The sequence below is a fragment of the Streptomyces sp. NPDC060002 genome (genome assembly GCF_042737245.1).
Classification (GTDB): domain Bacteria; phylum Actinomycetota; class Actinomycetes; order Streptomycetales; family Streptomycetaceae; genus Streptomyces.
Genome location: NZ_JBHWUW010000054.1, coordinates 43,475 through 54,052, shown reverse-complemented (window position 1 = coordinate 54,052; position 10,578 = coordinate 43,475). Strand labels below are relative to the sequence as shown.

Sequence of the window (10,578 nt, the reverse complement as noted above, 5' to 3'; positions counted from 1 at the left end):
ACCATCCGGGAGTTCCTCGACGCCGACCTCGTCGACACCATGCATGTGGCCGTCTCACCGGTGAAGCTCGGGTCCGGGCTACGCCTGTGGGACTCGCCCGACCAGCTGCTGGACCGGTTCCACATGGAGGTCGTGCCCAGCCCGAGCGGCGTGACGCACCACCTCTTCTGGCGCAGATGACACAAGAGACGACCCGGGACCCTCGGTACGGCCGGCGCGAACGTTCCGGCAGATGAACGCGTAGGTGTGGGCGAGTTACCGATGCAGACCCCAGTACTCGCCCACAACCACCAACGCACCACACAGGCAGCAGACCTGCAGGTGTGGTGCGCCTCAGGGACAGCCCCCAACTGAACAGGCCCGCATACGGCCCCACACGAACCGCGATCCGCTGCAGCCAGACGTCGCCGCCGGCTCGGCGAATCTTTCCGGTCACAGCACGAGGTGCTGAGGGCCGGTCACCAGTGCCCGTAAGGGGCCGACGGCGTGCGTGAGCGGGCCGTCGGGAGAACGGGTGACCGCGTGGGGCGGCGCGCGACGTCTACGCGGTGACCGCGCGTCCGCCGCCGCACAGATGCCGGCCGGATGCGGCTTCGCACGACCGGAGCATGCCGGATCCTCCCAGGTCCCGATGGAGCCCGAATCGATCACCCCGCACCCGGCCTCGGCGTGCAAGGGGGCACACCCCGGTGCGAGCTCGTTAGCCTATTCGCCGACCTGTGGGCGATTCCTCCACCACTTCGGTTCCTACTCCCCTGACCTGCGTGAATGCCCGTGCCGCAGCAATCGATACGCCTGTCCGAGCGAGGTGTGTGCCGATCCGTCATGTTGCGGAGGTGACACACCGTCGGTTGCCTCGACAGTGGTGCACAATTCAGGCGCTGTACAACAGACCGGACACTGCTCCGCTGGAGGGGTTCTTGTGCGCAATAAACGTGTTGGCATCGGTATCGGCCTGATGGCCGGTTTCCTGGCTCTTCAGATTCCAGTCGCCGCTGCCGCCGGTGACTCAGGTCTCGACATCAGCTCGCGGCAGACCGCCCAAGGCTCCACGGTCACCGTCAGCACCACCGCATGTGGTGCTGACGTGACCTACGGCAAGGGCGAGTCCGAGGTGGCAGGGGCGTTCCACCTCTACGAAGGCGAGAGCAAGGGTGTGCTCACCGGCGAGTTCACCGTGCCGGAAGGATCTTCGCCCAGCACGGACACCGTCACCGTCAAGTGCCCGCCGCGGATCAGGATCACGGACTCGTACCGGCTCCCGACACACCAGCCTGACGGTGCCGTCGAGGCCGGTTTCGGACACCCGGGGCAGACGTCCACGCAGCTCGCTCTGGGCGCAGCGCTGGTCGCCGCAGCCGCCGCCGGGGGGTTGGTGAGGATGCGTCACCGCTCGAGCTCGAACCGAAACTGACCGCCCGTCTCCCCACCGGCTTCCTCACCCCCGCCGGCTCCCGGAGCCTCTCCGGTCCCGGGAGCCGCCGGGCACCGATCGCCTCCCTCTCCCCCGCTGTAAGCAGAGAACCGACCGCGATGGCTCCCAGGAACACCACCGACTCCTCCTCTTCCTCGTTCATCCCTTCGGCCAGGCTTCTGGCCTGGACACTCGTGGTGGGTGCCGTGCTGGTGACCGGCGCGGTACACGACGAGCGGCCACCACAGCCTTCAGCGGGCCAGGCCTTCTCCCCTCCGCCGGGCGCCACGGCCCGCCGCACCGCCGCTCCATCGGACCCCGCCGTGTCCCCGCTCCCGCCCGCGGAACCGCTCTGGCTCCGGATTCCCGCCATCAACGTGAACGCCCCCGTCACCAAGCTGCACCTCGACTCATCGGGGGCGCTCGAGCCCCCGCCCGCCGACCGTCCCGACCTCGCCGGCTGGTACAGCGAGGGCACGACGCCGGGATCCGCCGGGACAGCCGTCACCGCGGGCCACGTGGACCTGCCCGGCGGCAACGCGGGCGTCTTCTACGAGCTCGGTGTCCTGACCAAGGGCGACACGATCGAGATCAACCGGGCAGATCAGCGCACCGCCGTATTCACCGTCGACGCCCTCGAGATCTACGAAAAGGACCGCTTCCCGAGCGAGAAGGTGTACGGCAGCTCCGAGCGGGCCGAACTACGGGTGATCACCTGCGGCGGTGGTTACGCCAAGGACACCGGATACCAGGGCAACATCGTGGTCTACGCGACACTCACCGCAGTGAGATGACGTCATCGCACGGCGTCGGTTCCGGCACGGTCCCTGCCGGCCCGGTCGCGGGCATCTGGCGCAGGCTCACCCCGATGGCCTCGTATGGACAGAGGCAGGTCCCGTCCCGTCCATGCTGAACCGCGGAAGCGCCCGCCGACCGTTCGAGCAGATTCAGCAGGTGGAACTGCTGGAGATCCTGATTCCGGTGACGCTGTAAGTGTTCGCGAACACGGTTTCAGAATTCGGAACCAGGCATATCGAGTTCCCGTCCTGGAGCCGGAGGTACGCCACGTCGTCGTTCCGGGTGTTCACGACGTGGTAGTGCGGCCGGGACCTGACCGTCTGGTAGGAACTGGTGACATCGCGGTACTTCGTGATCGGCGTGCCCGCGCTATAGGCGTGCTCGTCCACGTAGAAGCAGACATAGGGGTACGGGCAGCCATGGGTGGGGGACTCCGCCGGGGCTGCCGATGCGCCGGTCACGGACATGGCCGCGACGGCCACACTCGCGCCCGCGAGGCCGGCCGCCTTTCGGATGACGGACTTCATCACATCTCCAAGAATTAGGTAGATCGTCTGATACGGCAGCTGTAGATCGTGATCCGCTGCGGATGCCGCTGGTCAGCCGTGGTCCGTGCGACACCAAGAGCATCGGCCGTCACCGGAGTCCGGCGCAACGACTGCCGTCCCTTTGGCGACGGTGGAACCATCCCAACTCATCTGACGTGCAGGGATATGAGTCCCTGGGACAGGGATCGCGGGCGGGCGACGGAGGAACGGTGTCGATGCGGGACAATGTCGAGGAGTTCGCGGCGCTGCTGCGCCGGCTCAAGGACCGCACGGACCGGAGCTACGGCTCCCTGGCCCGCCGCCTCAACATGAACACCTCCACGCTGCACCGGTACTGCGCGGGCGAGACGGTGCCGCAGGACTTCGCGCCTGTGGAGCGGCTCGCGGCCTTCTGTGAGGCGACACCGAAGGAGCGGCTCGAGCTGCACCGGCTGTGGTTGTCGGCGATGGCGGATCGGCAACGGGTTCGTACGGCCGGTTCGGCGGAGGCGGCGGTTCCGGCACCGGACACGAACGGGGCGCTCGTCGAGGAAAGCAGCTCCGCTGAGCAGCCCGGGGATCCCCACCCAGACGAGTCCACCCCCTCCCCTGCTCCCCGCCCCTGGTACCGCAGCCGACGGGTCCTTGCGTCCACCGCCGTCACCTGCGTGCTGCTCGCCACCCTGCGCAGCACGTCCGCCCTGTCGGACGACCGCTCCTCCGAGGCGGACGCCTCCCGCCCCGCGGGCCCGCGGACGACCGCCCCCGGCGCACCCCACCGTTCGGCGAAACCGTCGTCGGCCACCGCGTCCCCCTCCCCTTCGCGGAGCTCCGCGTCGCCCGGCCCCCGGCAGAGAACCCCCGCCTCATCCTCCACCGGCAGCGGTCCCACCTCGGCCGCGAAGCCGACCACCGGCCTGCCCCTCACCTGGAGCACCGACTCCCTGGTCTGGGACAAGGGCTGCGACCACGACTACGTCATCGACAAGCCGCCCGCACAGGTGCCCCCGCCGCCGGTGGAGCAGGACGCCGGCGCGTGGGCGGCGACGCAGGGCGCGGTGCACGGACGGCAGACGAGGGTGCGGATCTCGGTGCAGGGGAGGTCGTCCACGGCGGTGGTCCTCCAGGCGCTCCACGTCCGCATCGTCAGCCGCGGCAATCCGGCCGCCGGGAGCGCCTACGCCATGGGGCAGGGCTGTGGCGGCGACCTCACACCCCGCCGCTTCACCATGGACCTCGATGCCGACCGCCCCATCGCCCGCCCGAAGGACGGCGCCGACAGCGAACACACCCTCCCGGCCGTGCACTTCCCGTACCGCGTCTCCGCCGAGGACCCGGAGGTGCTGCTGGTCGACGCGACGACACAGACCTACGACGCCCGCTGGTACCTCGAACTCGACTGGTCCTCCCAGGGCCGCACCGGCACGATCCGCATCGACGACCACGGCCACCCGTTCCACACCACCAGCATCAAGGGAATGCCACGCTACTGGTACGGCACGAACGTCGCAGGCGAGCGTGCCTGGGTCCCGTACGACAGCTGAGGGCATGGCTTGAGTCTCCAGTGACTGGAGACAGCAGAGTGGGGGGCATGGACGTTACGACCCTCTACTCGATCGGGGAGCTTTCCCGGCGGACCGGCTTGTCTGTGAGGACCATCCGGTTCTACTCCGATTCGGGGGTGGTAGCGCCGACCACCCGTAGTCCCGCCGGCTATCGGCTCTACGACCTCGACGCACTGCTTCGTCTGGAACTCCTCCGCACACTGCGCGAGCTGGGCCTGGACCTGGCCACGATTCAACGGGTACTGGACCGCGAGCTCTCGGTGGCGGAAGTCGCCGCGGCGCACGCCGACGCCATGGACGTCCAGATCCGGGTGCTGCAACTGCGTCGAAGCGTCCTGCGAGCCGTGGCCAGACGCGGGTCCAGTCCCGAGGAGACCAAGCTCATGCACAGGCTCACGCAGTTGTCCGGCGAGGAACGCCGACGTTTGATCGACGATTTCGTGGATGGCACCTTCGGCACAGTGGATGCCGACCCGGCCGCGGTGGCCATGGTTCGCGCTGCCACTCCCGACCTCCCCGATGATCCGTCCAGCGAGCAGGTCGCCGCGTGGGTGGAGCTCGCCGAACTGGTCGGCGACGAGGACTTCCGTGCCCGGATGCGCCGGACGGCCAGGTGCCAGGCCGCCGGGCGCACGCTCGACATCGAGAGCGAGGTCGGCGAGCAACTGATGGAGTTCACCCGTCAGAAGGTGGCCGAAGCCATGGAGTCGGGCATCGACCCGCTCGGCGACAGGGGTGCACCCGTCATCGACGACCTCGTGCACCGCTTCGCCGGGGTGCTCGCGCGCACCCCTGACAAGGAATTCCGGGACTGGATGACCCAGCAGTTCAATGAGGCGCACGATCCCCAGGTGGACCGATACTGGCGGCTGGTGTGGATCGTCAACGGCTGGCAGGTAATACCGAACCTGATCCCGGTGTACCCCTGGCTCATCCAGGCCCTGCGAAATGACCGCGCCGCACAGTCATCGCAGTGTGCACCGCCCCGGATCCCTGAAGGAGCAGTCCCGGACGGTCTCAGCGAACCCTGAGCGGCGCTCCTCACAGGCCTCGAGGATGTGAGTCAGTCAAAGAGGGCAACCAGTCCATTCACCCAGATCGCAAGGAACACCAGGACCGCCACCAGGCAGCCGACGCCCGCCAGCACTCCGCCGGCCGTCAACGGCTCGGAGGGCGCCTCGGACTCCCCGTCCGGGTCGTCCCGGTAGGAGGCGGGGTCGTCCCAGTCGACGGGGTGCCCCACCTCCTCGGCGCAGGCGGTCCGCACCGCGACCAACTGCCCCTCCGCGAAGGCGGTGGCGGCCTTCGCCTCAAGGCCGTGCCAGGCGAGGGCCTTCATCCGCCACCCGGGAGACCCGTACCGCGCCTCGAAGGCGGCGGTCTCCTCGGCATTCCGGTCCTCTTCGAGGTACATCCAGCGCCCAGCCTCGGTGGCGTCGCCGTAGAGCCGGTACACCTCGGCCAGACGACGGCGGAGCGTCAGGTCGTGCGGGAAGGACGAGATGAGACCGCGCAGGCGCTGGCGCGCGACTGGAACCCGGCCGGCGGCCAGGTCTGCATCGACTCGGGTAAGGGTCTCTCTCAGCGGCATGAACGCATGATCGGGTACCGCGCTGACCTACGTCGACCTGATTTTGTCGCGCAGCACTCGCTCGCTCTTGACGGCATCGGCTGAATTTCACTGAGACCCGGCACCGCCGGTCACGGGACAGCCTTCAGGGGCTTGTCCAGACTCGGGCTCACCACCCGGCCCCTGCGCCGCCCACTCCACACCGTGCACCATCGGCCCAGAGCGACGGCCCGGTCCCCGTATGGTCCACCGGACAACCGCGTACTCCCCCGTCAGTGCGCGCTTCGGTACCGCAGCCTCGCGTTCACAGAGACGGGCTATAAGATCCCTTCGCTCTCATGCCTGTGCCGTGAGGGCCTCGTGAACGGGGGGAGTTGCGATGAGCGACGGGATCGAGCGGGAGTACCGCAGACGCCGGGGAGTACCGCCCGCGTTCCTCACCATGCTCATCGCGGCGGCACTGGTCACCGCCAGCGCACTGCACGCGATGGCGACGCTCGGACCGTCGGGCTGGGACGTGCTGGCCGTGGCGGCCTGGCTGACCGCCGCCGGCCGGGTGGCGCTGGAGCAGTGGCGGGCGCGTACGTTCGTCACCGCCGACGGCGTCACCGTTCGAGGGCCGATACGCACGCGCAGCTGGGCCTGGTCCGACATCTACGGCATCCGGGTCGAGAACAACAGGGGGAGCGCCCCTCGGTGGTCGGGGTATCTCTATGCCACCGACGGGCACCGGGTCCGCCTCCCCCACCTCGACGAGCATCAGCTGACCGACCCGGTCGCCGAGGTCGCCGACCTGTGCGCCACCGCCCTGCGGCTCGGACTCACGTCCCTGGAGACGCGACCGGAGACGGAGGAGCGCATCGCCCGAGGGGCGCGACGGCGCAAGGCGTGGCAGCGGGCGGTCATCGCGGGCCTGGTCGTCGCGGCCGTCATGTTCGTCTACGACATCTGGTCGGTCTTCGACGACCGACCGACGCACATGCTCCTGCTGGTCGGGGGTGTCCCGCTGCTCTGTCTCCCCGTCTTCTTCCTCGTCCTGGACCGCGTCGGCGAAAGTCAGAACCGCCGCCTCACCGACCCAGCGACCGGAACCTCCGCCGGTGCGCCGATTGACTGACCAACTCCCCTTCAGGCCGCGATAGTTCGCTCCCCGCACACACCACCACCACGAACACCGGAGCAGTAATTGCGGTCAGAGAGTGCAACGAACCTTGGAGGAACGAAACGGCGCAAGTTCAACGGGCTTCGAATGAGACCGAAAACGCTTCCACCACGCCTGCGCCCTCAACCTCAGCAGCGAGCAGGCCCGCGCGGCACTGACCGCCGCCGACGCGCACGAGGAACGGCTCCCCGAAAGATCCATGGCGGGTCGAGGACGAGCGGAGTCTGGTGACCACGCGGTCGGCCCGGACGGCCGGGATTCAGACGGCCAGGCGGCGGATCGCGACTACGGCCGCGTCGTCGTCGAGGTGTCCGTGGACGTGGGTGAGCAGGTCGTCCTGGAGAAGGCGCAGCAGTTCGTCGGGGTCCTCCTTGGTCCACTCGGGCGCCCGATCGGCGAAGGGGTAGAAGACTCCGCCGGCATCGCGTGCTTCGATGACGCCGTCCGTGTAGAGGAGCAGCAGGTCACCGACCTCGAACGGGAACGTCTGGACCTCGTAGGCGGAGATGCCGAAGAGTCCGCCGAAGCCGATCGGGAGGTGGCTCGCCTCGGGCATGAGTGGGGTGATGCGGTTCCCACGCAGGAGGAGCGGTGGTGGGTGGCCGCAGGTGATGAGGTGGACGACCGGATCGTGGTCGGGGATGTCGAGCAGCAGGGCAGTTGCGAAGTCCTCGTCGGTGTCCTGCTCTGCCTGTGATCGCCACTGGCTGGTGTCCCAGCGGAACGCGGCGTCCAGGTGGACGGCGAGGCGCGGAAGGGTGGCCTGTCGATGTGCGGCCGCACGGAAGGCGCCGAGCAGCAGGGCGGCGTTGTTGATCGCGGCCAGGCCATTGCCGCGCACATCGCCCATGAGGAGCCGGGTGCTGTGGTGGACGGTCCGTGCGGCGGCGTACAGGTCTCCGCCCAGCTCGGCCTCTTCCTCGGCCGGAATGTAGAGGCTGGCGATCCGCAGCGGGCCAGTGCGTGCGGGCAGTGGCTGCAACAGGACGCTCTGCGCCGCCTCGGCCACCGACCGCACCCGCTGCAACTGCCGCTCACGTCGGTCCCGCACCACGCAGACGGTGACACAGGCGACGGAGACGACGATCAGCGCGGTGATCTGGGCCTGGATGTTGGCGGTGGGAAGGACCCCTCTGAACACGCCGATCAACACCTGGGCCACCACCGCGAGAGCTCCCATCAGCGCCGTGACGCGGGCGCCGGCGAACGCCACCGTGATCGCGGGCGCCGCGACCAGCAACGGACCGAGGTGGATGTGCGGCGGAGCCAGCACATCCACCACACAGACCGCGACAATCAGCCCCACTGGGATCACGACCAACGCGGGGGCATGACCCGGCCGCCAGGTATGCCGGAAGTCCAGCCACGGTCGAAGGCCCATGCCTCAAGCCTTCCACCTACCTGCGCGTACGGAGATACGCCGCTCCGAGAACCGGGGGCCGTGGCAGTGGCCGTGGCCGTGGCCGTGGCTGTGCGAAACGGGAGCCCTCATCGGCCTCTCCCACCACATATCAGCGTGCGGCGTGGACGACGACTCTCGGCTGCGCAGGGTTTCCGTTCACGGACACCCTGCGAGGGGACCGCAGGATCCGGATCCCTGAACCTGCCGGACCCGCATGCGCACCACGGCCAGCGATTCGGGCATCAAGGATATTGATTCGGCCGAATGAGGAAGCGAAGAGAGCGATGGACGCCCCAGCCCGGTGACGATGGGGTCGACACGGAACACCTCGACCGGGCGGAGGAGGACGGATGGGCAAGCAGGTCAAGTGCGGGTCGACCAAGACCACGACCGGAAAGCGGTGCCAGAATCCGGCGATGATCGGCTACTCCCGCTGCCAGTTGCACCGAGGCGAGTGGACTCCGCCGCAACGGAAGAAGACCAAGAAGCGCTGACCCTGCGGTCCCCTTGTCGGGCGGACCGACTTGTCGTCCGATCCGCCCGACCAAGTCCTTGCTGCTGGCATTGGCCGCGGCGGTGACGACCATGGACGGGCTGCCGTCCCGTCGCGGATCAGCTGGGATCTACTCCTGTCTTCCACGGTCGACCCGGCGACAACAGCAGCCGCCGGCTCCTCCGGCACACCCCGTCGCACTGCCGCCGGGAGCGGACCTGACCGTGCCGTTCGGTTCCGCGGCGACTTCCGTCCCAAGCCCTGACCCCGCTGGGCGGTAGGTGCAGTCTCCGTAATGCGCATTAGGTAATACGCATTAACAGGAGAGGTGCACCGTGGAACCCAGGAAGCGGCCCGGACGGGCGCCCGCGCCGGACGTACGGCACGGCCACGGCAGGCCGAGGTGGCCCGGCTCGCGGGAGTGTCCCAGGCGACCGTGTCCCTGGTGCTCTCACCGAAGCCCGACGGCAATGGACGCATCATCTCCGAGGAGACCCGCCGACGGATCCTGGAAGCAGCCCGCAGCCTGGGTTACGTGCCCGACCCGGCCGCCCGCCGGCTGGCCGCGGCCCGCAACAACCTCCTCGGCGTCTTCAGCTTCACCGCCACGTTCCCCACCGATGTGCAGCACTCGTACTACCCCTTCCTGGTCGGCGTGGAGCGCGAGGCGGCGGCGCTCGGCTACGACCTGGTGCTGTTCACCGGGTCGAGCACCGGCGGCGCGGGAGCCGCGGGTCCCGACGCCCTGGGCCGGGTCCGGCTCGCCGACGGCTGTCTCTTCATCGGCCGGCACACACCCCGTACGGAGCTCAGGCGGCTGGTCGAGGACGGCTTCCCGGTCGTGCACCTGGGCCGCCGTGAGGAGTTGGAGGACCCGACTTTCCTCCTGCTCACGCCCATTCGACGCGTCGTAGCGAAGTCGGACGGACTGCCCCGTCACTGCCCGCCGGCCGGCGCCCGGGTCAGGACGGTGGAACCTGGCCGCCGGCGCCGGGCGCGCCGGCGCGCAGTCCGTCCATGACGAGGTCGAAGAGCCGGGCGGCGCGCGGGCGCCAGTCGTCCGTGGGCGCCATCTGCCACAGGCCGCCGATGGCGAGGACCAGGTCGTCGGGGGTCATGCCCGGCCGGATGGCGCCCACCGCGTCGTTGGCGCGCAGGAGGAGTTCGGCCGCGTCGGTGACGGGGGTGTGCGCCGGCCTCTCGGGGCCGCCCGGCGTGCTGGTGGCGAGGCGGATCGCGTCGGCGAGGCCGGCCTTGGTCATGGCGAACTCGGCCAGCCGGTCCATCCAGGCGCGCAGGGCCTGCTCCGGCGGCAGCCGCTCGAGCAGCTGGGCCGCGCTGTCGGCGACCTGGCGCATCTCGTGGCGGTAGATCTCCAGGACGAGGGCCTCGCGGTTGGGGAAGTTGCGGTAGAAGGTGCCCTGTCCGACGCCCGCCTTCCTGGCGATCGCACTGAGAGGGGCGTCGGGGCACAGCGTCAGCTCGGCCAGTGCCACCTCGAGAATGCGCTCACGGTTGCGCTGTGCGTCCGAGCGCAGGGGCGCGTCCTTCTTGTGCTGCACTCGATTCTCCTCGGGAGTGCGGGGCCGAACCCCACCCTTGCTAAGCGGACAACTGTCCGTTACGTTTGCCGATAGCGGACGACTG

General features: G+C 69.1%; 10 protein-coding genes and 2 pseudogenes. 8 read left to right on the top strand and 4 right to left on the bottom strand.

The window, feature by feature from the left end; translation table 11 throughout:
* From ACFWBD_RS33730 to ACFWBD_RS33720, 3 genes and pseudogenes are all read left to right on the top strand, one after another.
* Nucleotides 1–180 (top strand): annotated as a pseudogene (locus tag ACFWBD_RS33730) (deaminase); the annotation flags it as partial.
* A gap of 685 nt (nucleotides 181–865) precedes the next feature.
* Nucleotides 866–1,414: a sortase gene (locus ACFWBD_RS33725; RefSeq protein ID WP_385675342.1), complete on the top strand. Its 549-nt coding sequence runs from the start codon at nucleotides 866–868 to the stop codon at nucleotides 1,412–1,414.
* A 119-nt stretch (nucleotides 1,415–1,533) separates the two neighbouring features.
* Nucleotides 1,534–2,208, top strand: coding sequence for a class F sortase (locus ACFWBD_RS33720; RefSeq protein ID WP_385675339.1), 675 nt, complete (start codon nucleotides 1,534–1,536; stop codon nucleotides 2,206–2,208).
* Nucleotides 2,209–2,361: 153 nt separating this feature from the next.
* Here the strand turns inward: ACFWBD_RS33720 and ACFWBD_RS33715 are convergent, their stop codons facing one another.
* Nucleotides 2,362–2,739 (bottom strand): hypothetical protein, encoded by a 378-nt coding sequence (locus tag ACFWBD_RS33715; RefSeq protein ID WP_385675337.1) that lies wholly within the window; start codon nucleotides 2,737–2,739, stop codon nucleotides 2,362–2,364.
* 236 nt (nucleotides 2,740–2,975) lie between these two features.
* Here ACFWBD_RS33715 and ACFWBD_RS33710 point away from each other — a divergent pair, with 236 nt between their 5' ends.
* Complete coding sequence (locus ACFWBD_RS33710; RefSeq protein ID WP_385675334.1) at nucleotides 2,976–4,283, top strand: helix-turn-helix domain-containing protein; 1,308 nt, start codon at nucleotides 2,976–2,978, stop codon at nucleotides 4,281–4,283.
* A gap of 47 nt (nucleotides 4,284–4,330) precedes the next feature.
* Entirely contained in the window at nucleotides 4,331–5,335 is a 1,005-nt protein-coding gene (locus ACFWBD_RS33705) for a MerR family transcriptional regulator (protein WP_385675331.1), read from the top strand.
* Nucleotides 5,336–5,367: 32 nt separating this feature from the next.
* Here ACFWBD_RS33705 and ACFWBD_RS33700 read toward each other — a convergent pair whose 3' ends face one another.
* Entirely contained in the window at nucleotides 5,368–5,895 is a 528-nt protein-coding gene (locus ACFWBD_RS33700; protein ID WP_385675327.1) for a DUF6584 family protein, read from the bottom strand.
* Nucleotides 5,896–6,253: 358 nt separating this feature from the next.
* Between ACFWBD_RS33700 and ACFWBD_RS33695 the strand changes: the two genes are divergently transcribed.
* Nucleotides 6,254–6,991: a PH domain-containing protein gene (locus ACFWBD_RS33695; protein ID WP_385675324.1), complete on the top strand. Its 738-nt coding sequence runs from the start codon at nucleotides 6,254–6,256 to the stop codon at nucleotides 6,989–6,991.
* A 304-nt stretch (nucleotides 6,992–7,295) separates the two neighbouring features.
* Here ACFWBD_RS33695 and ACFWBD_RS33690 read toward each other — a convergent pair whose 3' ends face one another.
* On the bottom strand, nucleotides 7,296–8,417 hold the full coding sequence (locus tag ACFWBD_RS33690) for a PP2C family protein-serine/threonine phosphatase (RefSeq protein ID WP_385675321.1): 1,122 nt from the start codon (nucleotides 8,415–8,417) through the stop codon (nucleotides 7,296–7,298).
* A 371-nt stretch (nucleotides 8,418–8,788) separates the two neighbouring features.
* Between ACFWBD_RS33690 and ACFWBD_RS33685 the strand changes: the two genes are divergently transcribed.
* Both ACFWBD_RS33685 and ACFWBD_RS33680 read left to right on the top strand, forming a co-directional pair.
* Nucleotides 8,789–8,932 carry a hypothetical protein gene (locus ACFWBD_RS33685; protein ID WP_385675318.1) on the top strand — a complete coding sequence of 48 codons (144 nt, stop codon included), beginning with the start codon at nucleotides 8,789–8,791 and terminating at the stop codon, nucleotides 8,930–8,932.
* A 402-nt stretch (nucleotides 8,933–9,334) separates the two neighbouring features.
* A pseudogene (locus ACFWBD_RS33680) lies at nucleotides 9,335–9,802 on the top strand (LacI family DNA-binding transcriptional regulator); the annotation flags it as partial.
* A gap of 91 nt (nucleotides 9,803–9,893) precedes the next feature.
* Here the strand turns inward: ACFWBD_RS33680 and ACFWBD_RS33675 are convergent.
* Nucleotides 9,894–10,493: a TetR/AcrR family transcriptional regulator gene (locus ACFWBD_RS33675; protein ID WP_385675315.1), complete on the bottom strand. Its 600-nt coding sequence runs from the start codon at nucleotides 10,491–10,493 to the stop codon at nucleotides 9,894–9,896.
* Nucleotides 10,494–10,578: the final 85 nt, after the last annotated feature.

What these genes read in the sequence shown, in the direction of transcription:
- ACFWBD_RS33705 (WP_385675331.1), top strand. Translation starts at nt 4,331, where the DNA reads ATGGACGTTACGACCCTCTACTCGATCGGGGAGCTTTCCCGGCGGACC.
- ACFWBD_RS33720 (WP_385675339.1), top strand. Translation starts at nt 1,534, where the DNA reads ATGGCTCCCAGGAACACCACCGACTCCTCCTCTTCCTCGTTCATCCCT.
- ACFWBD_RS33700 (WP_385675327.1), bottom strand. Translation starts at nt 5,895, where the DNA reads ATGCCGCTGAGAGAGACCCTTACCCGAGTCGATGCAGACCTGGCCGCC.
- ACFWBD_RS33685 (WP_385675318.1), top strand. Translation starts at nt 8,789, where the DNA reads ATGGGCAAGCAGGTCAAGTGCGGGTCGACCAAGACCACGACCGGAAAG.
- ACFWBD_RS33695 (WP_385675324.1), top strand. Translation starts at nt 6,254, where the DNA reads ATGAGCGACGGGATCGAGCGGGAGTACCGCAGACGCCGGGGAGTACCG.
- ACFWBD_RS33690 (WP_385675321.1), bottom strand. Translation starts at nt 8,417, where the DNA reads ATGGGCCTTCGACCGTGGCTGGACTTCCGGCATACCTGGCGGCCGGGT.
- ACFWBD_RS33710 (WP_385675334.1), top strand. Translation starts at nt 2,976, where the DNA reads ATGCGGGACAATGTCGAGGAGTTCGCGGCGCTGCTGCGCCGGCTCAAG.
- ACFWBD_RS33715 (WP_385675337.1), bottom strand. Translation starts at nt 2,739, where the DNA reads ATGAAGTCCGTCATCCGAAAGGCGGCCGGCCTCGCGGGCGCGAGTGTG.